We start from the raw sequence: 20,271 nt of genomic DNA on the forward strand, positions 1-20,271 counted from the left end.
ACCTCCACCCGATAGACATTTGTATATTTTGCGGGAGGATAGTATCCTCCCCTACGGATTTTGCGGGAAGATGATATCTTCCCCTACGGAATTATTGCACCCCTTGTAGGGGCGGATATTATCCGCCCAATGGTATTTGTACATTTACGGGAGTATCCTCCCCTACGAAAAGAGGCGACCAAAGGTCGCCCCTACGATGAGGCGATACCGCCTGCAATAATTATCTTATTTTGAAGCTGCCTTTACGATTACAGAGAAATCGTGAGCTTTGAGTGAAGCACCGCCGATAAGACCGCCGTCAACATTTTCCTTTGATGTGAGTTCATCGGCATTGCCTGCGTTCATTGAACCGCCGTACTGAATTGTTACACCCTGTGCGGCATCGTCGCCGTAAGCTTCTGCGATAGCGGCACGAACATAGCCGTTGCCCTCGTCAGCCTGGTCAGCAGTTGCCGTAACGCCTGTGCCGATTGCCCATACAGGTTCGTAAGCGATAACAACATTTTTGAGTTGTTCTGCTGTTACATTTGTAAGAGCCATCTTTGTTTGGAACTTCAAAAGAGTTTCTGTATAGCCGAGTTCTCTTTGTTCAAGAGTTTCGCCTACGCAAACGATTGGCTTGAGGCCTTTTTCAAGAGCCTTGAGTGTACGAAGGTTAACGGTTTGGTCTGTTTCGCCGAAATATGTTCTTCTTTCGCTGTGGCCGATAACAACATATTCAACACCGAGTTCGTTGAGCATATCAGCCGAAACTTCGCCTGTGAAAGCACCGCTGTCCTTAAAGTGAACATTTTCTGCACCGATTTTGATATTTGAGCCCTTTGCTGCTTCAACAGCCGCAGGAATATCTACGAAAGGTACGCAAAGTACAACTTCGCAATCTGCATCTGCAACAAGTGGTTTCATTTCGTTAATCAAAGCTGTTGTCTGTGCCGGAGTGTTATTCATCTTCCAGTTGCCGGCAATGATAGCTTTTCTCTTTGCTTTATTCATTATAATTACCTCTTTTGTATTAAATTAGTCTTTATCCTGAAGAGCAGCGATACCCGGAAGTTCCTTACCTTCAAGGAATTCAAGTGAAGCACCGCCGCCTGTTGAAATGTGGCTCATTTTGTCTGCAAAGCCAAGTTTTGTAACAGCTGCAACAGAGTCACCGCCGCCGATGATTGATACTGCACCTGATTCTGCAACAGCGTTTGCTACTGCGATTGTACCTGCTGCAAAGTTATCCCATTCGGATACGCCCATAGGACCGTTCCAAATTACTGTACCTGCACCCTTGATAGCGTCAACGAAAACTTCCATTGACTTAGGACCGATATCAAGACCCATCCAACCGTCAGGGATTTCATCGGAACTTACGATTTTAGCTTCTGTATCTGCGGCATATTCCTTACCAACCTTGTTATCAACAGGGATAAGGAACTTAACGCCCTTTGCCTCTGCGTCAGCCATCATTTGACCTGCTTTTTCAACCCAGTCAGCCTCAAGAAGAGAATCACCGATTGAGTGGCCGAGATACTTCATAAATGTATAAGCCATACCGCCGCCGATGATGATAGTATCGCACTTGTCGATGAGGTTTGAAATTACACCGATTTTATCCGATACCTTTGCACCGCCGAGGATTGCAACGAGTGGTCTCTTTGGATTTGCAAGAGCACCGCCCATAAACTTGATTTCCTTTTGGATGAGGAAACCGCAAACAGCAGGAAGATAAGCCGCAACGCCTGTTGTTGAGCAGTGTGCTCTGTGAGCTGTGCCGAATGCGTCGTTAACAAAGATGTCTGCAAGAGAAGCAAGTTCCTTTGAGAAGTTCTCTTCGTTCTTTGTTTCTTCTTTTCTGTATCTTACATTTTCAAGAAGCATAACTTCGCCGTCTTTAAGTTCAGCGGCAAGCTTCTTTGCATTTTCGCCTACTACTTCAGGATCTTCTGCAAGTTTAACCTCTGTGCCGAGGTACTCGGAAAGTTTCTTTGCAACAGGAGCAAGGCTGAATTCAGGCTTATATTCTCCCTTAGGTCTGCCAAGGTGTGAGCAAAGGATAACCTTTGCACCGTGTTCCATCAAATACTTAATTGTAGGCAAAGCCGCTACAATTCTTTTATCATTTGTGATTTCGCCGTCCATAAGAGGAACATTGAAGTCGCAACGGGCAAGAACTCTTTTGCCCTTTACATCAATATCTTCGATAGTCTTTTTGTTAAGTGCTTCCATGATTTTATCTCCTTTATGAATTTTTAACAATAGTATTATACAGTATCTTTATTGATAAATCAATAATAAATGTTAATTATTTAACAAATTCTGTTGTAACCTTTACAATGTTTTCTGCCGAAAGGCCAAACTGCTTGAGAAGATCCTTTGCAGGGCCCGAATGGCCGAACTCATCATTTACGCCGATACGCTTAACCGGAGTAGGGCATTTTTCCGAAAGGCAAGAGCATACAGCTTCGCCCAAACCGCCGATAATATTGTGTTCTTCAACGGTTACAACCTTGCCTGTTTTCTTTGCCGAGGCAACAATGAGTTCCTCATCAAGAGGCTTAATAGTTGCAATGTTAATGATTTCGGCATCTATTCCCTGCTCTGCGAGAGTCTTGCCCGCTTCAACAGCTTCGGCAGCCATAAGACCGTTTGCAACGATTGTTACATCCTTGCCCTCTTTAATAATCTCACCCTTGCCGATTTCAAACTTATAGCTGTCATCGTGGAATACAGGAACGGCAAGTCTGCCGAATCTCAAATATACAGGACCTTCGTATTCATAAGCAGCCTTAACAGCCTGCTTTGCTTCAACATCATCCGCCGGACAAATAACAACCATGCCCGGAATTGAACGCATAAGTGCAAAATCTTCACAGCACTGATGGCTTGCACCGTCCTCACCTACGGAAATACCGGCGTGAGTTGCACCGATTTTTACATTAAGATGCGGATAACCGATTGAGTTGCGAACCTGCTCAAAAGCTCTGCCTGCCGCAAACATTGCAAATGATGAAGCAAACGGAACAAGTCCCATAGTGCTCATACCTGCTGCGGCACAAATCATATTTGCTTCTGCGATACCGCAATCAAAATGTCTGTCGGGATAATCCTTTTTGAAAATGCCGGTTTTTGTTGCAGCCGCAAGGTCGGCGTCAAGAACAACGAGTTTATCTGCTCCGCTTGCCGCAAGTTCTTTAAGTGCGTTACCGTAGCTGTCACGGGTAGCAATACATTTTACTTCGCTCATACTTACGCCTCCAATTCTGCAAGCTTGGCATTAAGTTCTGCCATAGCAATGTTATATTCTTCTTCGTTAGGAGCTTTGCCGTGCCATCCGACTTGATTTTCCATATAAGAAACGCCCTTGCCCTTTACAGTGTTCATAATAATTGCAAAAGGCTTTCTTGACTTATGGAAAGCATCAAAAGCTTTTTCGATTTCGTCAAAATCATTGCCGTCGATAGTGATAACATCAAAGCCGAAAGCCTTAACTTTTTCGTCGATAGGCTCTGCAGACATAACCTCACTGCAAGGACCGTCAATCTGAAGACCGTTGCAGTCGATGATAATGCAAAGATTGTCAAGCTTGTATTGGTTAGCAAACATCATTGCCTCCCAAACCTGACCTTCTTCGATTTCACCGTCACCCAAAACAGAGTAAATATTTACATCCTTGCCGAGATACTTTGCACCCTTTGCCATACCGACAGCAACGCTGATGCCCTGACCGAGAGAGCCCGTGCTCATATCAACACCCGGAACGGTATTCATATTAGGGTGACCCTGAAGATAAGAATCAATGTGACGAAGTGTTTTCAAATCCTCAACCGGGAAAAATCCCTTGTATGCAAGAGCAGCATACAAACCCGGTGCACAATGGCCCTTTGAAAGAACAAGTCTGTCCCTATCGTCCCACTTAGGGTTCTTAGGGTCTACTCTCATTTCCTTTTCATAAAGATAAGCAAAAACATCTGCCGCAGAAAGCGAGCCGCCCGGATGTCCTGCTTTTGCATTATAAGTACCCTCAATTATGCCCATACGAATTTTTGTGGCATAAATCTCAAGTTCTTTTTTACATAATGAATCCATAAAAAAGCTCCTTTAAAAATCTTTATTATCGTTTTTATTGTACCAAATTACAACCGAATGTGCAAGAAAAACTTATCGTATTATATATGTAAACTTACACAGTAAAACAGTATTCAATTTGTACAAATATAGCATTGATTTACAGTCTTAATATGTGTATAATTAACATTAAGAGTATTACAAAGGAGAAAATATGGAAAAGACAAGTGCAACAAACGATAAAAAGTTGACCGACAGAATAATAAAAATAATAACGGCAGTTATATCGGTATTGCCTTTTTTATCATTATTTATGGCAAGGTGGTCAACTGACAACGATACCTATTGGATTATCAAAACAGGTGAATACATCTGCAACAACGGAATTCCTACAAAAGACTTTTTGACTTTTCACACCGATATGGACCTTGTTGTTCAACAATGGTTGTCGGATATAATATATTACAAGCTGTACAGCCTTATGGGATTTTTCGGTCCTATGCTCCTCGTGCTTATAATGTATTGCGTATTTATAGTTTTGTTCAAAAAGCTGTGCCTGCAAATATCAAACAAGCCGATTGTGGCAAGTTTTGCAACATTTGCCGCCGCTCTTGCAATGGGTGACTTTTTTGTTACAAGACCTCAGATTTTTACATATTCACTAATTCTCATTGAACTTATTTGCCTTGAAAAATTCGTAAAAAACAACAATTGGAAGCACTTGATACCTCTTCCGATTTTATCAGTACTTGTGGTTAATCTGCACGCCTCAATGTGGACAATGCTGTTTATAGTGTTGTTGCCGTATATGGCAAACGCTTTGCCTATAAAAATCAAAGGCAAATCAATCGCCTGCTGCAAGCTGATGCCGCTCATAATTGTTGCAATAATAATGGCTGTGTTCGGGCTTATAACTCCATACGGAATAAAAGGTCTTTCATTCTTATTCACAACCTCAATCGGCGACAAGGTAAACAGCTCCATAGGTGAACTTCAGCCGCTTACATTTTCACTTGATTTTTCATCTGTTTCCGACTTCTTTGAGCTTGGTGTAATCCTTGCAATTTACCTTTTCTACAAAAAAGGTAAAACAAATTTAAGATATGTTTTGCTGACTGTCGGAACCGCTTTAATGATGATGATGTACATCAAGCTTATACCGTATTTTATAATCTGTGCAATTCCGTCAACACTTAAATATATTGACAATGTTGATTTTCGTGCAATATTCAAAAAAATGATACAAAAAGACCGGGAAAATCAAAAGACGGAAAGTAATCAAAACTCCAAAGGTCTTATTAAAATAACCGTTGCTTTAATAATTGTATTTTGTGTAGGCATTATCGGAATACTTGCAAACAGCTTTTACAAGCAGGCTTCAACTTACATAAAGTATGACGGCGGAAACAAAACAACAATAGCCTTGGACAAAACAATAGACAAAATGCAGGAGGACATTGACAAAAACAATGTTAAGGATTTAAGGCTATACAACGGCTTTAACACCGGCGGATACCTTGAATTCAAAGGATATACTACCTACATTGATGCCCGTGCGGATTCGTTTGTTAAAGAAGCAAATCACGAATACGATTACTTAACGGAATATATGAAGATGTCAAACGGCAAAAAGAATTACAAAAAAGTATTTAACAAATACGGCTTTAACTATGCCATTATTGATAAATCATCCGAAAAGCCGATATATATTAATCTTATCAACGATGACGATTATCAATTAATATACAAAAACAAATATTATGCCGCATTTAAAAAAATAAAATAAAATTAGGAAGTAAACAATGAAAACAGCAGTATTAATTCCATGCTACAACGAAGCAAAAACAATAGAAAAAGTAATCAAAGATTTTCAAGAGCATTTACCGCATGCCGAAATCTTTGTTTACGACAACAACTCAACCGACGGCACATATGAGATTGCAAAAAAAGCCGGTGCAACCGTAAAAAAAGAAGTTCGCCAAGGCAAAGGCAATGTTGTACGCTCAATGTTCAGAGATATAGACGCAGACTGCTATATTATGGCAGACGGTGACAACACATATCCGGCAAAATTTGCACCCGTGCTTGAAAAAGAAGTACTTGAAGGCAGAGCCGATATGGCGGTCGGTGACAGACTCAGTTCTACATATTTTGAAATGAACAAACGCCGCTTTCACAACTTCGGAAATGTGCTTGTAAAGGATATGATTAACTTTCTTTTTCATTCAAAAATCAACGATGTTATGACAGGTGCAAGGGCATTCAGCCGTGATTTTGCAAAATCATTTCCTGTTTTATGCAAAGGTTTTGAAATTGAAACGGAAATGACCATCTTTGCACTTGACAACAACTTTAAAATAGTTGAAATACCTATTGATTACCAAGACCGTGAGGAAGGAAGCGAGAGCAAACTCAATACATATTCCGACGGCTTTAAGGTGCTCAAAACCATCGGAATGCTGTTCAGAGATACCAAACCACTTTCGTTTTTCTCGATTATAGCCGCTATACTTATGGCGGTGGCGATTGCATTTTTTATCCCGGTATTTATTGAATATATTGAAACGGGATTGGTACCGAGAATTCCGACATTCCTCGCTTCCGTTACATTCGGTATTGTATCGGGAATGAACTTCTTTGCAGGCGTTGTACTTTCGGTTCTCCGCAAACAGCACAGACAAGTATTTGAAACGAATCTCAACATAATCAGAATGCTTGACAAAAACGACAAGTAAAACTCCAAATAATAAAGTCAGTCCTCAAAAGATTCAAAAGGGCTGACTTTTTTATTTATACATTAATTTTTTGCTTTTTGTCATTATGTTTTTTATAAATGATTGCACACACTCCCGAAACAGCCGCTGTCAAAACAAATATAATCACAGCGGATTTTATGTTGTTGTTCATCAATTCGTTGCCACAAACAGTTGATGTGATTATTGACGGAATTCGTGCAATTGTTGTTATTGCAAAGAACCTGAACAAATTAATATCGGTTGCCGAAACGATATATGTAAAAATGTCTTTTGGTGTTCCGGGGATAAGATAAAATATCCACAAAAAGAGATTTTGATTATCTGTATCACTCAAAACCCTTAGCTGTTTTATTTGCTCTTCATTTACAAAAGCACCGATGAACGCTTGTCCAAACACTTTTGAAAGAAAGACGATTACAAGCGAACCTATAAATGTGCCGATTGAGCAATAAAGAAGCCCTCCCCAAGTGCCAAAAGCGTAGCCTGACGCAATCTCCAACGGTTCGGCAGGTATAATCTTAATCACTGTTTGAAATGCACGAATAAAGATAAACACAACCGCACTGAAACTCTTGTATTGTGACAGCCAAGCGTCAAAACTTTTTGTATCGGATACGAATTCGGTCAGCTGTTTGCCAACGGTAAAATACACCGCCAAAAACAAAGCGACAAGAAAAGCAAATGCCACACCATAAATTATGCAAACATTTTTCGGAGGGACTTTGAAGTATTTTTTAAGCAGTTTCATCATAATACCTCCTCGGTTGCAGGATTGGCATACGATTATAATAATGCCAATAGCCGTCCAACATACCTTTGTATCCGCTTTTCCACGGTTTGTACTTGCCGTTGAAGTGAATAATATCCGTATGTTCATTTGCATATTCCATTGCTCTTTCAAGAGGCATTTTCTTCAAAAGTCGTGCAAAGCAACGCTCATCAAGATTGATTACATATTCATCATAAAGACCGATTAAGCCATCATACATAATGTTGATTACATCTTGGTCGGCAAGGAACAAGATTGATTTTTTCTTTTTGATGATTTCAAACACCCTGTCTGCCGAAAAAACCTTTCGCATAAGGTCAAGATTAAACAGCATTATACCGGCGTTGACATATCTTTTTGATTTTTTGATACCAAGTCTTTTTCTGTTCCACGAATCCATAGCACCATCAAAATGCTTTGCGGCAATCAAAACATTGCCGTTAAAATCGGATTTATAAAAATCATCAAGACGGTTGATAACCACGGTGTCGGGATCGATATACAAAATTCTATCAAGGTTGCTTGGCAAAAGCTCACTTGCAAAAATCCTATAATAAGTTTCTTTAGAAATTCGTTTGCAAGTCGGAGCAGAATCAAACAACGAATTGTCAACCTTTATAGGATGAAATTTGATATTTGTATTTTTTGTCACCGAGTTAATTTCCCTAAAATCCGCAATGGTAAGCGAAGAATGAACAATATACAAATCAATCCTTGTTCCCTCGTTTGAACAAGCAATTGATTTAAGCATTGTGCACAACGGCAAAACATAACCGCTGTTAAGAGTTACTAACATATTCATATCCACATCTCCTCAATTCACAAATAAATAAGAATAAAGCCACCTAAATCGGCAGAAAAGTCATTACCCTTTATGTTCTAAAGTTTAACATTGCTTTTTTCATATTGTGTTAAAGAAAAGGAAAAAACTTATAAAGAATCTTAAAAAAGAATAAACAAATTTCACCTTTTCTTTAATATTAAGAATACAACACGGAAATTAATTTTTGGTGACATGTTCAATTACAATAATGTAAGAATATATTTTTAAACGCACAAAATCCCCGGATTACTCCGGGGATTTCAATTAATCAATATTTTCGATTAGGAATTAGTCTTTGAGTGCAGCCTTTACAGATGCAAGTTCGTCTGCAAGCTCCTTAGGAAGCCTATCGCCAAACTTAGCGTAAAGTTCATCAACACCCTTGAGTTCTTCTTCCCAAGCGTCCTTATCAACATCAAGAATCTTGTCAACTTCTTCTTCAGTCATATCAAGACCTTCAAGGTTGATATCCTTAGCATAAGGAAGATAACCGATAGCTGTTTCCTGAGCGTCAACCTTACCTTCGCAACGGTCGATAATCCAGTCAAGAACTCTGAAGTTATCACCGAATCCAGGCCACAAGAAGTTGCCGTCTTCATCCTTACGGAACCAGTTAACATTGAAGATTTTAGGAGCCTTATCCTCATCGAGAGTTTCGCCGATTTCAATCCAGTGCTTCCAATAGTCACCCATATTATAACCGCAGAAAGGAAGCATAGCCATAGGGTCACGACGAACTACGCCGACAGCACCTGTAGCGGCAGCTGTTGTTTCAGAACCCATAATTGAACCTACGAATACACCGTTGTTCCAGCTCTTTGACTGATATACAAGCGGAGTGAGCTTTTCACGACGACCGCCGAATACGAAAGCAGAAATCGGAACACCGTTTGGATTGTCGAATTCTGATGAGAGGCAAGGGCAGTTTGCTGTAGGAGCAGTAAATCTTGAGTTTGGATGAGCACCCTTTTCTGTTGATGTTTGACCGTTCCAAGGATTACCCTTCCAGTCAATAGCATTTGCAGGCGGATTCTTATCAAGACCTTCCCACCAAACAGTGTTGTTGTCAAGGTTGTGAGCAACGTTTGTAAAGATTGTGCCCTTCATTGTTGACTTAAGAGCGTTAGGATTTGACTTCATATTTGTACCCGGAGCAACGCCGAAGAAGCCGTTTTCAGGGTTGATAGCATAAAGTCTTCCGTCCGGACCCTTCTTAATCCAAGCGATATCATCGCCTACTGTCCAAATCTTGTAGCCCTTATTTCTGTATCCTTCAGGTGGGATAAGCATTGCAAGGTTTGTCTTACCGCAAGCTGACGGGAATGCTGCACAGATGTACTTGATTTCGCCGTTTGGCTTTTCAAGACCGAGGATGAGCATATGCTCTGCCTGCCAGCCTTCATTCTTACCGAGATATGAAGCAATACGAAGAGCGAAGCACTTCTTACCGAGAAGTACATTACCGCCGTATGCAGAGTTAACAGAGATAATAGTATTGTCTTCAGGGAACTGAACAATCCATCTGTTTTCAGGGTCTACATTACATTTGCAGTGCATACCGCGAACCCAGTCGTTGCTGTCGCCCAATACATCGAGAACCTTTGCACCGACTCTTGTCATAATGTTCATGTTAAGAACAACATAGATTGAGTCTGTGATTTCGATACCGATTTTAGCAAGAGGAGAACCTACAGGACCCATTGAATAAGGGATGATGTACATTGTTCTGCCTTCGTAAGAACCTGCCGCAATTTTGTAAAGCATATCGTATGCCTTGTCAGGAGCCATCCAGTGGTTTGTAGGACCGGCATCCTCTTCCTTTGTTGTACAGATAAGAGTACGGTCCTCTACACGGGCAACATCGTTCTCTGCTGTTCTGTGAAGATAGCAATCAGGAAGAAGCTCTTCGTTAAGCTTAATCATTTCGCCTGTTTCAACAGCTTCAGCCTTAAGAGCGTCGATTTGCTCCTTTGAACCGTCAATCCATACAATTTTTGAAGGCTTCAAAAGTTCAACTTTTTCGTCGAGCCAAGCAAGTAAAGATGGATTCTTTGTGAGTTTTGATTCCATAATCTATTCTCCTTTATATAATTTACATTTGGTCTGTGGCTTTTCAGCCTAAAATCAGTTACAGTAACGCATACTGATTTGTTAGTATGATTATACTTATAATTGAATTAAATTTCAATAGAAAAAAGCAAAATTCATTAATTTGTCACATTAATCCGTTTCAAATTGACAATTTTTTGTCAATATTGTAAATCATCAAGCGGCATAGTGGCATAAGCGTTTAAGTTTTCCTTTGCAACGGTACCTGCTTTATATTCATAATAGCCTTGTGAAGCAATCATTGCTGCATTGTCGCCGCAATATTTAAGTTCCGGCAAATATAAATTCCAACCGTGCTTATCGCAGTTTTTCTTTGCTTCGGCTCTGAGCTTGCTGTTTGCCGAAACTCCGCCGGCAATTACAAGTTTATTATAACCGAAATTTTCCGCCGCACTCTCAAAATGCGAAAGTAAAAGGTCAACAACACTTTTTTGAAAAGACGCCGCCAAATCTGCAATATTGATTTCTTCATTTTTCTGTTTTGCGTTATGTATTATATTGATAACGGCGGTTTTAAGACCCGAAAACGAATAATCGTAAGGTGCATCGTGAATTTTCGGCACGGGGAACTTAAAAGCGTTTTCATCTCCGCTCGGCGACAGCTTGTCAATACTGATACCGCCGGGATATTCAAGTCCCATGGTTCTGCCGGCTTTGTCGAGTGCTTCGCCTGCCGCATCGTCACGGGTTTTGCCGATAACTTCAAAATCGGTATAGGATTTTACGGCAACTATATGGCTGTGACCTCCGCTGACAACAAGGCACAAAAACGGCGGCTCAATGTCGCTTGAAATGTAATTTGATGCAATATGTCCTCTTAAATGATGAACCGGAACAAGCGGTGTACCTGTGGCGGTTGCAAGACCTTTTGCAAAATTAACCCCTACAAGAAGTGAACCGATAAGACCCGGGGCATAAGTAACAGCTATTGCATCAATGTCATCCATAGTGCAACCTGCCTGTGACAGGGCTTCTTCAACAACGCCGCTGATACTCTCGGCGTGTCGGCGAGATGCGATTTCCGGCACAACGCCGCCGTACAGTTTATGCTCCTCCAAAGAGGTTGCTATTATATTTGACAACACCTTGCGTCCGTCTTCAACCACCGAAGCGGCAGTTTCGTCGCAAGAACTTTCTATTCCTAAAATTTTCATTTATTTATCCTCATAAATGTTTTTGTATATCCTCAATATGTTTTTTCTTAACCTCATTACTAAATTGGGTAAGTGGATACAATGTTTTATATAATTCTTCAATTTTTTCATATGTTAAAAAAGATTTAACTTTACAATACTTTTTAACAAGCAACGGTAATTTTTCTCTTTTTATAACCACTGCTTCATTTGAACTGAGTTCTAACTTTTTTAATTCACATCTGTTTGAAAAAACGACTACAGAAAAGATCGGAACATTTTCTAAATCATCGCCAAGCACTTCCTGCAAACATTCGATATGAAGTTTATTTTGCATTATGGGATTTAAAAACTTTTCTTTCTTTGCTTTTTTACCTTTACCTTGCGGTAAAGTTTGAGTCCAAGTTTTATATTTTTCATTACCGAAAATCCAACCGCTATAATTTTTACTTTCAAAAACAAATATTCCCTGATAGCAAATCATAATTACATCGATTTCTGTTGTTTCTCCGCTTTCCCCTTTTGGCAAATATGTATTGAACAAAAAGCGAGCACCCTGCTTTTCGTATTTTCGCAAACATTTGTATATTCTGTATTCACCTTGAGCACCAACATCATTTAATACTTTGAATGCTGATTTTTTGGTGTCTTTACGGTAAGTAGAAGTAAAATATAAAATATATTTAGGAAGCAAATATACAGCGAAAAATACGACAAGAAAAATTAAACCTAATCTTATAAACAGACTGATTTCAGTATATAAAAAGTCCATAACTATTCCTCAAATTTATGCGTCATTATTATTGCATTTTCCGTAGGGTCGGTGTAAAAATTAGGGCGGATGCCGACATTTTTAAATCCGCATTTTGTGTAAAGCGATATTGCCGGGAGATTGCTCTCTCTAACCTCAAGGGTGATGAACGACATATTGTTTTTCATCTGTTCCCTTACCAACGCTTCGGCGATGCCCTGCTTGCGATATTCGGGCAGAACGGCAACATTTGTTACATACCCCTCACCGCCGAAAATCTGAAGTCCCATATATCCCGCAACATTTCCGTCAACCGTTGCAACAAGAAAATGTGATGTATCAAGACCGATTTGATTTTTTAAATCCTCCCTGCTCCACGGATGTGCGAAGCAGGTTTTTTCTGTTTTTTCAACACCGTCAAGGTGCTTTTCTTCAAACTTTTCTATATTCATAATTATTTCGGGAGAATGATATTCTCCCCTACAATCGTTTTTATTTGGTAATTTAATGTGCGGTGTACCAATCCTTGCCGATTGCACCGTCTGCACGGAGTTTAACTTTCATTTGACAAGCATTTTCCATTTCCTCGGTTACGATTTCAAGCACCTTTTTTGAATCGGCTTCGCTTGTTTCAACAATAAGTTCATCGTGCACCTGCAAAATCAGGCGAGCGTCAAGTTTTTCATCGTCAAGTCTCTTATCAACCTTAATCATTGCGATTTTGATAATATCGGCTGCTGTGCCCTGAATAGGCATATTTCTTGCGATTCGCTCGCCTGCCGCCTTAACCATATGGTTGGTTGCGTTGAGTTCAGGCAAATATCTGCGACGCTTAAACAAAGTTTCGCTGTAGCCTTTTTCTTTTGCAAGGTCAATCACATGGGTCATATACTTGTTTACTCCGCTGTAAGTTGCAAGGTAATTGTCGATATATTCCTGTGCCTCCTTGCGTGAAACACCGATATCTTTTGCAAGGCTGAACGCACCGATGCCATAAACGATACCGAAATTGACAGCCTTTGCAGATGAACGCATTTGCTTTGTAACAAACTCCTCGGGCATATTAAACACCTGAGCGGCGGTTGAAGTATGAATATCCGCACCGCTGTTGAAAGCGTTAATCATATTTTCATCGTTTGCAAGGTCGGCAAGAACGCGAAGTTCAATCTGGCTGTAATCGGCATCAACAAGCACATCACCGTCTTTGGCAATGAAAAATTTTCGCATTTCTCTGCCGAGTTCGGTGCGAATAGGAATGTTTTGCAAATTCGGTTCAAGTGACGAAATTCTGCCTGTTCGAGTTTCCACCTGATTAAACGAAGTGTGAATTCTGCCGTCTGATTGAATAGCCTTTAGCAAGCCTTCGCAATAAGTTGACTTCAATTTTGTAAGTGTTCTGTATTCCAAAATGCAGTTGATAACCGGATTTTCGTTACGCAAGCCCTCAAGAACTTCTGCATTTGTTGAATAGCCGCTCTTTGTCTTTTTCTTACACGGCAAGCCTAAATCTTCAAAAAGTGCAACTCCCAACTGCTTTGGTGAATTGATATTGAATTCGTGACCGACAAAGCCGTAAATCATCTCTGTAAGTTCATCAATTCGTGTTGACAGCCTTTTGCCGAAATCCTCAATGCCCTGCTTATCAACAGCAAAGCCCTCGATTTCCATTTTTGCAAGAACCCGTGCAAGAGGAAGTTCGATTGTATTGAGAAGTTCTGTTTGATTTGCTTCTTCAAGAAGCGAATTTGTCTTTTCAAAAAGCGGCATAAGAACCGAAGCATTAACCACTCTTTCATCACTGCCGCCGAGAGAGTTTTTATATTCCGGAGCAGCAACGCCGTACTCCATGCAAAGATGGTCGATTGAATAATTGTTATCTGACGGTTTGAGAAGATATGCCGAAAGCATAAGGTCGCCGCAGACATTTTTACACTCAACGCCTAATTCTTTTGCAAGGCGGTGAGAATATTTTGAATTATAGGTGTACTTTTCGCAATTTTCATTTTCAAAAAAATTGCGAACAAAATACTTGAACTCGGGAGTTTCGCTCGGCATAACGATAATTTGGTCGCCAAATGCAAAATACAAATCAGTCACCGAATTGTCTACAATTTCAGGATAATAATAAGCATCATTGTTGCCGATTTTTTCAAGCAAATAATCGGCGTCAACGCAAGTTAATCTTTCAAGTTCACGAGGTACAACTTCCTCTTCGGCAGTTGCAACAACCGCATCGTTTGCGTTGAGGTTGAATTTATCCATAAGGCTGAAAAGTTCAAGTCTTGCAAATTCAGCTGCAGCGGCTTTTTTGTCACCGTCATTAAGTTTGTATTCGCTAATATCGGTATTAATCGGTGCATCGGTTACAATCTCACCGAGTTTTAATGAAAGATAGGCATTTTCTTTATCATTTTTAAGTTTGTTGCGAACGCCCTCTTTAATATCAATGGTATCAATATTCTCATAAATATTATCAACAGTCTTAAAACGAGAAATAAGGTCAAGTGCAGTCTTTGGACCTACGCCCTGAACGCCCGGAATATTATCGGAGCTGTCGCCCTGCAAAGCCTTTACCTGAATAAGGTCAATAGGTTGAACGCCGTATTCTTCAAATATTGCCTTTTCATCCATAATATCGGTGCTTTTTGTTCTTGCAAGGAGCACCTTAACGCCGTCATGAGCAAGTTGCAAGCTGTCTCTGTCGCCTGTTGCAAGATAGCAAGCGTCGCCGTTTTCTCTGCAAACTCTTGCAAATGTTCCGAGAATATCATCGGCTTCCCAGCCCTCACATTCTACGGTTTTAATGCCTAAGAGGTGCAAAATATTCTTAAGCACAGGCATTTGAGAGCGAAGTTCATCGGGCATAGCGTGTCTGCCGGCTTTGTATTCATCATACATTTTATGCCTAAAAGTCGGTGCGTGCAAATCAAAAGCAACTGAAACCGCATCGGGCTTGCACATATCCTCAAAGCGAAGCATCATATTTAAAAATCCGTATATTGCATTGGTATAATCGCCGTTTTTTGTAGTCAAAAGTTTTATGCCGTAAAACGCACGATTTATTATACTGTTGCCGTCAAGAACCAATAAAGTCATAACAATACCTCAATAAATTAATTCATATTATTATACCACAAACAAGGCTTTAATACAAGAAAAAGCACCCAAGTAAATCAATACTTGAGTGCTGTATGCTTTTTAATTAAACAAGTTCAATAATGCACATTTCTGCGGCATCGCCTCTGCGAGGACCTGTTTTAATTATACGAGTGTAACCACCGTTTTTATCTTCATACTTTGGAGCAATTTCATCAAAAAGCTTTTTAACAACATCTTCCTTAGTAACATAAGCAAGAGCCTGTCTTCTTGAGTGAAGTGTGTTCTCCTTGCCGAGAGTAATCATTCTGTCGGCCATAGCACGAACTTCTTTAGCTCTAGTAACGGTTGTTTCAATTCTGCCGTTTTCAAGAAGATAAGTAACCAATCCTCTAAGCATAGCCTGTCTGTGGTCGGTAGGACGACCGAGTTTTCTGCTACCTGGCATTGAAATTCCCTCCTTTAGTCTTCTTCCTTGCTAAGTTTGAAACCAAGAGAAGCAAGCTTACCGATTACTTCGTCAAGTGACTTACGACCAAGGTTTCTGACTTTCATCATATCGTCTTCAGATTTGCCAATCAAATCCCCTACTGTGTTGATTCCCGCTCTCTTCAAGCAGTTGAATGAACGAACAGAAAGATCAAGTTCTTCAATAGTCATCTCAAGAACCTTTTCTTTTCCGTCATCGTCTTTTTCAACCATGATTTCTGCGTTGCCCATTTCTTCAGAAAGGTCAACAAAAAGGTTAAGATGTTCATTAAGAATCTTTGCAGCAAGCGAAACGGCTTCATCTGCAGGGATAGTTCCGTCAGTTTCAACATCAAGGATAAGTTTGTCAAAATCAGTTTGTTGTCCTACACGAGTATTTTCTACTGTGTAATTAACCTTTAATACAGGTGTGTAGATAGAGTCAATGGCAATAGTGCCGATTGGGAGTTCCATAATTTGCTTGTTTCTGTCGCAAGGAACATATCCTCTACCGTTATCCGCTGTGAGTTCCATAACAACATCAGCACCTTCATCAAGATAAGCAAGATGAAGTTCCGGATTCAAGATTTCAACACTGTCGTCGTGTTCAATATCGGCAGCAGTGATTTCACCCTCACCCTTTGCGTTAATATAAAGGGTTTTAGGATCTTCGTCATGAATCTTAAGAATTACATTTTTGAGGTTAAGAACAATTTCAGTTACATCCTCTTTTACATGAGGAATAGTTGAAAATTCGTGTTGTACACCGTCAATCTTTACAGAAGTAATAGCGTAACCCGGAAGCGATGAGAGAAGAACTCTTCTCATCGAGTTTCCGAGAGTTGTGCCGAAGCCTCTTTCAAGAGGTTCAACAACAAATCTGCCTACGCTTCTGCTTCCCTGAGTAGATAAATCTACTATTTCGATATTAGGCTTATCAATTTCAATCATCTAAAAGCCTCCTAAAATATATAGCTTTGTTTTCGCTAAATAACAAACCAATATAATCAGCTTATTATTTAGAGTAGAACTCAACGATTAAGTGCTCTTCAACAGGTGTTGCGATTTCTTCTCTTTCAGGGAGAGCAACAACCTTTGCTGTCATAGCCTGAGCGTCTGCATCAATCCACTTAGGAATTGTGCGAGAAGCATTTGATTCAACAAGAGCCTTAAACTCATCTGTTGACTTGCTTGTGTCCTTAACAGCAATTACGTCACCGGCTTTTACAAGGTATGACGGAATGTCTACCTTTGCACCGTTAACGGTGAAGTGAGCATGATTTACGAGCTGACGAGCCTGAGCTCTTGAGCTTGCAAAACCGGCTGTATATACGATATTGTCAAGACGGCTTTCGCAGAGTTGAAGAAGGTTTGTACCTGTAACGCCTTCTTTACGCTCAGCCATAAGGAAATACTTATGGAACTGACCTTCGCTTACGCCATAATATCTACGAGCAGACTGCTTTGCACGAAGCTGCAAACCATATTCTGAAGTCTTTTTACGATTTTGACCATGTTGGCCCGGTGCATATGAGCGACGCTCCAATGCACATTTGCCTGTATAACATCTGTCGCCCTTGAGGAAAAGCTTTTTTCCTTCACGACGGCAAAGCTTACAAGCAGGTCCTGTATATCTTGCCATATCAAGTAACCTCCAATAAATTATACACGACGTCTCTTTGGCGGACGACATCCGTTATGTGGGATAGGAGTAACATCTTTAATAAGACTTACATCGAGGCCTGCTGACTGAAGTGCTCTGATTGCTGCTTCACGACCTGCACCCGGACCCTTAACATAAACTTCAACAGTTTTCATACCATGCTCTGTTGCAATCTTAGCAGCTGTTTCTGCTGCTGTTTGAGCTGCAAACGGAGTTGATTTCTTTGAACCACGGAAACCCATTTCACCGGCTGATGCCCATGAAACTGCGTTGCCCTGTGTATCACTGATTGTTACGATAGTATTGTTGAAGGTTGACTGAATATGAGCAACACCACGCTCAATATTCTTCTTCTCGCGTCTTTTACGCGGTGAAGCTGTCTTTTTAGTAGCCATACTGAATATTCCTCCTACTTTACTTCTTCTTGTTTGCTACGGTTCTCTTTGGACCCTTGCGTGTTCTCGCATTGTTCTTAGAAGTCTGTCCTCTTACAGGAAGACCCTTGATGTGGCGAGTTCCGCGGTAGCAACCGATTTCTTTAAGTCTCTTAATATCGAACGCAACTTTTCTTCTCAAGTCACCTTCAACATCAAGGTTATGAGTGATGTAATCGCTAAGCTTCTTTACATCTTCTTCTGTTAAATCTCTGCAACGTGTGTCTGGATTAACGCCTGTTGCTTCGATGATCTTGTCTGAGGTTGTTTTGCCTATACCGTAAATATAGGTAAGACCGATTTCAACTCTCTTGTCATTAGGTAAGTCAACACCTGAAATACGTGCCATACTACAGTTTACCTCCGATTATTAGTTCAGGATTAGCCCTGACGCTGTTTGTGCTTTGGATTTTCACAGATAACCATTACTTTTCCATTGCGCTTGATAACTTTGCATTTATCGCAAATTTTCTTTACAGAAGGTCTAACTTTCATTTGAATATCCTCCTTAAATTTACTTTGAACGCCAAATGATACGACCCTTTGTTAAGTCGTACGGTGACATTTCCATTGTTACCTTATCACCGGGAAGGATGCGAATGTTGTTCATTCTGAGCTTTCCGCTGATATGGGCTGTAATAATGTGGTCGTTTTGTAACGCTACCTTGAAAGTTGTGTTAGGTAACAATTCAACCACAGTACCTTCAACTTCTATCATATCTGACTTAGACATCATTTTACCTCGCTAATTAATTATTAGTATGATGTTGTTTCTATCTGGAATCACATTACGGCGTATTCGCCTGCAATTCAACTCGCCTATCGTTAAGCCCTTGTTAAGATTACCGGACCGTTTGATGTAATGGCAATGGTATGCTCAAAGTGAGCCGCCGGTTTGCCGTCACAGGTTTTTACAGTCCATCCGTCGGAGAGCTGTTTAACCTTATAGGTTCCCAGATTTATCATCGGTTCAATTGCCAATGTCATTCCGGGTGATAGTCGGATACCACGACCTGCGTGTCCGAAGTTCGGTACGCTTGGTTCTTCATGAAGTTTTGTGCCTACGCCGTGACCGACAAAGTCACGAACTACACCGTATCCACGCTCTTCACAATATGATTGCACTGCGTGACCGATATCGCCGATTCTGTTGCCCGGAACAGCAGCCTCAATTCCCTTATACAGAGATTCTCTGGTTGTGTCCACCAGCCGCTTTACCTCGGGAGAGCAAGTCCCGCAGATAAAAGTAGCAGCATTGTCGCCGTTATATCCGTGCTTTGCAGCACCCAAGTCGATAGAAACGATGTCGCCATCTTTTATAACTCTGTCTTTACTTGGGATACCGTGGATTACTTCATCATTTATAGATATACATGCGGTAGCAGGATATCCGCCATAGTTCAGGAAATTAGGGGTAGCCCCGCATTTCTTGATAAAATCATAAGCGATTTTATCAATCTCCCATGTTGTGACACCGGGTTTAACGGCCTCACCTGCCACCTGTAATGCCTGAGCCGAAATTATACAAGCTTCTTTCATAAGCTCGAGTTCACGACTGCTTTTTAGCACTATCATGTTAATCCTCCAATGCATCAAAAACGAGCTTTGTTGTATCAGCTACATCTTCCTGACCTTCAACAACCTTGAGCTTACCGAGATTCTCATAAAATCCCTTAAGCGGTTCTGTCATCTTGTGATATTCTACAAGACGGTCAAGAACAGTCTGAGGAGCATCGTCTTTACGCTGAATCAATTCTCCGCCGCAAGCATCGCAAATTCCGTCTACCTTTGGTTTTTTGTACTCAATATGGTAAGAATTTGCACATTTTGAGCAAACGCGGCGTCCGGACATTCTCTTTGTGATGGCTTCATCAGGTACTTCGATATCAATAACCTTATCAATATCTACACCGCTGTCAAGCAAAGCCTGAGCCTGCGGAATTGTACGAGGAAATCCATCGAGAATAAATCCGTTTTTACAATCATCGTCATTAAGACGATCCTTGATAATTCCGATAACAACTTCATCAGGAACGAGCTGGCCGGCATCCATATAACTTTTTGCCTTAAGGCCCATCTCTGTGCCGTCCTTAACAGCGGCACGGAGAATGTTACCCGTTGAAATTGCAGGAATATTTAACTTTTCACAAATCTTTTCTGCCTGAGTACCTTTGCCGGCACCCGGAGCTCCTAAAAGAATAAGTTTCATATCA

22 protein-coding genes are annotated in these 20,271 nt (G+C 40.6%); 2 read left to right on the top strand and 20 right to left on the bottom strand.

Translation table 11 applies throughout. The features are described 5' to 3' along the window. Positions 1–225: 225 nt before the first annotated feature. From tpiA to Q0E08_RS03605, 4 genes are all read right to left on the bottom strand, one after another. On the bottom strand, positions 226–993 hold the full coding sequence (gene tpiA, locus Q0E08_RS03590) for a triose-phosphate isomerase (RefSeq protein ID WP_294777087.1): 768 nt from the start codon (positions 991–993) through the stop codon (positions 226–228). 24 nt (positions 994–1,017) lie between these two features. Next, the gene (pgk, locus tag Q0E08_RS03595) at positions 1,018–2,217 is read right to left on the bottom strand and encodes a phosphoglycerate kinase (RefSeq protein WP_294777092.1); all 1,200 of its coding nucleotides are present in this window, start codon (positions 2,215–2,217) and stop codon (positions 1,018–1,020) included. 76 nt (positions 2,218–2,293) lie between these two features. Continuing rightward, the gene (locus tag Q0E08_RS03600; RefSeq protein ID WP_294777095.1) at positions 2,294–3,235 is read right to left on the bottom strand and encodes a transketolase family protein; all 942 of its coding nucleotides are present in this window, start codon (positions 3,233–3,235) and stop codon (positions 2,294–2,296) included. A 2-nt stretch (positions 3,236–3,237) separates the two neighbouring features. Continuing rightward, complete coding sequence (locus Q0E08_RS03605) at positions 3,238–4,077, bottom strand: transketolase (protein WP_294777098.1); 840 nt, start codon at positions 4,075–4,077, stop codon at positions 3,238–3,240. Between the two features lie 193 nt (positions 4,078–4,270). On the opposite strand from Q0E08_RS03605, the gene Q0E08_RS03610 reads away from it, so the two are divergent. Further along, positions 4,271–5,842, top strand: coding sequence for a hypothetical protein (locus Q0E08_RS03610; RefSeq protein WP_294777101.1), 1,572 nt, complete (start codon positions 4,271–4,273; stop codon positions 5,840–5,842). 16 nt (positions 5,843–5,858) lie between these two features. After that, on the top strand, positions 5,859–6,791 hold the full coding sequence (locus tag Q0E08_RS03615; RefSeq protein ID WP_294777104.1) for a glycosyltransferase family 2 protein: 933 nt from the start codon (positions 5,859–5,861) through the stop codon (positions 6,789–6,791). A gap of 55 nt (positions 6,792–6,846) precedes the next feature. Here Q0E08_RS03615 and Q0E08_RS03620 read toward each other — a convergent pair whose 3' ends face one another. The 16 genes from Q0E08_RS03620 to Q0E08_RS03695 form a co-directional block, all read right to left on the bottom strand. Beyond that, a complete protein-coding gene (locus Q0E08_RS03620) occupies positions 6,847–7,563 on the bottom strand; it encodes a TVP38/TMEM64 family protein (protein ID WP_294777107.1) in 717 nt (238 codons plus the stop codon). Further along, complete coding sequence (locus tag Q0E08_RS03625; RefSeq protein ID WP_294777109.1) at positions 7,547–8,383, bottom strand: glycosyltransferase family 8 protein; 837 nt, start codon at positions 8,381–8,383, stop codon at positions 7,547–7,549. Before Q0E08_RS03625 ends, Q0E08_RS03620 begins: the two co-directional genes overlap by 17 nt. A 309-nt stretch (positions 8,384–8,692) precedes the next feature. Then, positions 8,693–10,474 carry a phosphoenolpyruvate carboxykinase (GTP) gene (locus Q0E08_RS03630; RefSeq protein ID WP_294777110.1) on the bottom strand — a complete coding sequence of 594 codons (1,782 nt, stop codon included), beginning with the start codon at positions 10,472–10,474 and terminating at the stop codon, positions 8,693–8,695. Between the two features lie 179 nt (positions 10,475–10,653). Beyond that, complete coding sequence (gene tsaD, locus Q0E08_RS03635; protein ID WP_294777113.1) at positions 10,654–11,667, bottom strand: tRNA (adenosine(37)-N6)-threonylcarbamoyltransferase complex transferase subunit TsaD; 1,014 nt, start codon at positions 11,665–11,667, stop codon at positions 10,654–10,656. 10 nt (positions 11,668–11,677) lie between these two features. Next, positions 11,678–12,418 carry a nuclease-related domain-containing protein gene (locus tag Q0E08_RS03640; protein WP_294777115.1) on the bottom strand — a complete coding sequence of 247 codons (741 nt, stop codon included), beginning with the start codon at positions 12,416–12,418 and terminating at the stop codon, positions 11,678–11,680. A 2-nt stretch (positions 12,419–12,420) separates the two neighbouring features. Further along, the gene (gene rimI, locus Q0E08_RS03645) at positions 12,421–12,849 is read right to left on the bottom strand and encodes a ribosomal protein S18-alanine N-acetyltransferase (RefSeq protein WP_294777118.1); all 429 of its coding nucleotides are present in this window, start codon (positions 12,847–12,849) and stop codon (positions 12,421–12,423) included. 52 nt (positions 12,850–12,901) lie between these two features. Further along, positions 12,902–15,493 (bottom strand): DNA polymerase I, encoded by a 2,592-nt coding sequence (gene polA, locus Q0E08_RS03650; RefSeq protein ID WP_294777121.1) that lies wholly within the window; start codon positions 15,491–15,493, stop codon positions 12,902–12,904. Positions 15,494–15,599: 106 nt separating this feature from the next. Continuing rightward, on the bottom strand, positions 15,600–15,941 hold the full coding sequence (gene rplQ, locus Q0E08_RS03655; RefSeq protein ID WP_177664973.1) for a 50S ribosomal protein L17: 342 nt from the start codon (positions 15,939–15,941) through the stop codon (positions 15,600–15,602). Positions 15,942–15,955: 14 nt separating this feature from the next. Further along, the gene (locus Q0E08_RS03660; RefSeq protein ID WP_294777124.1) at positions 15,956–16,912 is read right to left on the bottom strand and encodes a DNA-directed RNA polymerase subunit alpha; all 957 of its coding nucleotides are present in this window, start codon (positions 16,910–16,912) and stop codon (positions 15,956–15,958) included. A 64-nt stretch (positions 16,913–16,976) separates the two neighbouring features. Next, positions 16,977–17,603, bottom strand: coding sequence for a 30S ribosomal protein S4 (rpsD, locus tag Q0E08_RS03665; protein ID WP_294777125.1), 627 nt, complete (start codon positions 17,601–17,603; stop codon positions 16,977–16,979). A gap of 20 nt (positions 17,604–17,623) precedes the next feature. Beyond that, positions 17,624–18,019 (bottom strand): 30S ribosomal protein S11, encoded by a 396-nt coding sequence (gene rpsK, locus Q0E08_RS03670; RefSeq protein ID WP_078768205.1) that lies wholly within the window; start codon positions 18,017–18,019, stop codon positions 17,624–17,626. 19 nt (positions 18,020–18,038) lie between these two features. Then, positions 18,039–18,407 carry a 30S ribosomal protein S13 gene (gene rpsM, locus Q0E08_RS03675; RefSeq protein ID WP_177664968.1) on the bottom strand — a complete coding sequence of 123 codons (369 nt, stop codon included), beginning with the start codon at positions 18,405–18,407 and terminating at the stop codon, positions 18,039–18,041. Positions 18,408–18,439: 32 nt separating this feature from the next. After that, complete coding sequence (rpmJ, locus tag Q0E08_RS03680; protein ID WP_021951166.1) at positions 18,440–18,553, bottom strand: 50S ribosomal protein L36; 114 nt, start codon at positions 18,551–18,553, stop codon at positions 18,440–18,442. Positions 18,554–18,572: 19 nt separating this feature from the next. Beyond that, entirely contained in the window at positions 18,573–18,791 is a 219-nt protein-coding gene (gene infA / locus Q0E08_RS03685; RefSeq protein WP_078768207.1) for a translation initiation factor IF-1, read from the bottom strand. Between the two features lie 92 nt (positions 18,792–18,883). After that, on the bottom strand, positions 18,884–19,633 hold the full coding sequence (gene map / locus Q0E08_RS03690) for a type I methionyl aminopeptidase (RefSeq protein WP_177664966.1): 750 nt from the start codon (positions 19,631–19,633) through the stop codon (positions 18,884–18,886). A 1-nt stretch (position 19,634) separates the two neighbouring features. Further along, positions 19,635–20,267 (bottom strand): adenylate kinase, encoded by a 633-nt coding sequence (locus Q0E08_RS03695; RefSeq protein ID WP_294777134.1) that lies wholly within the window; start codon positions 20,265–20,267, stop codon positions 19,635–19,637. Between the last annotated feature and the right edge of the window lie 4 nt (positions 20,268–20,271).

It is taken from the genome of uncultured Eubacterium sp. (assembly GCF_934561735.1).
GTDB lineage: Bacteria > Bacillota > Clostridia > Oscillospirales > Acutalibacteraceae > Eubacterium_R.

Excerpts from the sequence above, each read along its gene's own strand:
- rpsM (WP_177664968.1), bottom strand. The coding sequence starts at position 18,407 with ATGGCACGTATTTCAGGTGTTGACTTACCTAATGACAAGAGAGTTGAA.
- tpiA (WP_294777087.1), bottom strand. The coding sequence starts at position 993 with ATGAATAAAGCAAAGAGAAAAGCTATCATTGCCGGCAACTGGAAGATG.
- rpsK (WP_078768205.1), bottom strand. The coding sequence starts at position 18,019 with ATGGCTACTAAAAAGACAGCTTCACCGCGTAAAAGACGCGAGAAGAAG.
- rpsD (WP_294777125.1), bottom strand. The coding sequence starts at position 17,603 with ATGGCAAGATATACAGGACCTGCTTGTAAGCTTTGCCGTCGTGAAGGA.
- Q0E08_RS03695 (WP_294777134.1), bottom strand. The coding sequence starts at position 20,267 with ATGAAACTTATTCTTTTAGGAGCTCCGGGTGCCGGCAAAGGTACTCAG.
- Q0E08_RS03660 (WP_294777124.1), bottom strand. The coding sequence starts at position 16,912 with ATGATTGAAATTGATAAGCCTAATATCGAAATAGTAGATTTATCTACT.
- Q0E08_RS03620 (WP_294777107.1), bottom strand. The coding sequence starts at position 7,563 with ATGATGAAACTGCTTAAAAAATACTTCAAAGTCCCTCCGAAAAATGTT.
- polA (WP_294777121.1), bottom strand. The coding sequence starts at position 15,493 with ATGACTTTATTGGTTCTTGACGGCAACAGTATAATAAATCGTGCGTTT.
- Q0E08_RS03605 (WP_294777098.1), bottom strand. The coding sequence starts at position 4,077 with ATGGATTCATTATGTAAAAAAGAACTTGAGATTTATGCCACAAAAATT.
- map (WP_177664966.1), bottom strand. The coding sequence starts at position 19,633 with ATGATAGTGCTAAAAAGCAGTCGTGAACTCGAGCTTATGAAAGAAGCT.
- Q0E08_RS03610 (WP_294777101.1), top strand. The coding sequence starts at position 4,271 with ATGGAAAAGACAAGTGCAACAAACGATAAAAAGTTGACCGACAGAATA.
- Q0E08_RS03630 (WP_294777110.1), bottom strand. The coding sequence starts at position 10,474 with ATGGAATCAAAACTCACAAAGAATCCATCTTTACTTGCTTGGCTCGAC.
- Q0E08_RS03625 (WP_294777109.1), bottom strand. The coding sequence starts at position 8,383 with ATGAATATGTTAGTAACTCTTAACAGCGGTTATGTTTTGCCGTTGTGC.
- pgk (WP_294777092.1), bottom strand. The coding sequence starts at position 2,217 with ATGGAAGCACTTAACAAAAAGACTATCGAAGATATTGATGTAAAGGGC.
- Q0E08_RS03615 (WP_294777104.1), top strand. The coding sequence starts at position 5,859 with ATGAAAACAGCAGTATTAATTCCATGCTACAACGAAGCAAAAACAATA.
- rplQ (WP_177664973.1), bottom strand. The coding sequence starts at position 15,941 with ATGCCAGGTAGCAGAAAACTCGGTCGTCCTACCGACCACAGACAGGCT.
- rpmJ (WP_021951166.1), bottom strand. The coding sequence starts at position 18,553 with ATGAAAGTTAGACCTTCTGTAAAGAAAATTTGCGATAAATGCAAAGTT.
- rimI (WP_294777118.1), bottom strand. The coding sequence starts at position 12,849 with ATGAATATAGAAAAGTTTGAAGAAAAGCACCTTGACGGTGTTGAAAAA.
- Q0E08_RS03600 (WP_294777095.1), bottom strand. The coding sequence starts at position 3,235 with ATGAGCGAAGTAAAATGTATTGCTACCCGTGACAGCTACGGTAACGCA.
- tsaD (WP_294777113.1), bottom strand. The coding sequence starts at position 11,667 with ATGAAAATTTTAGGAATAGAAAGTTCTTGCGACGAAACTGCCGCTTCG.
- infA (WP_078768207.1), bottom strand. The coding sequence starts at position 18,791 with ATGTCTAAGTCAGATATGATAGAAGTTGAAGGTACTGTGGTTGAATTG.
- Q0E08_RS03640 (WP_294777115.1), bottom strand. The coding sequence starts at position 12,418 with ATGGACTTTTTATATACTGAAATCAGTCTGTTTATAAGATTAGGTTTA.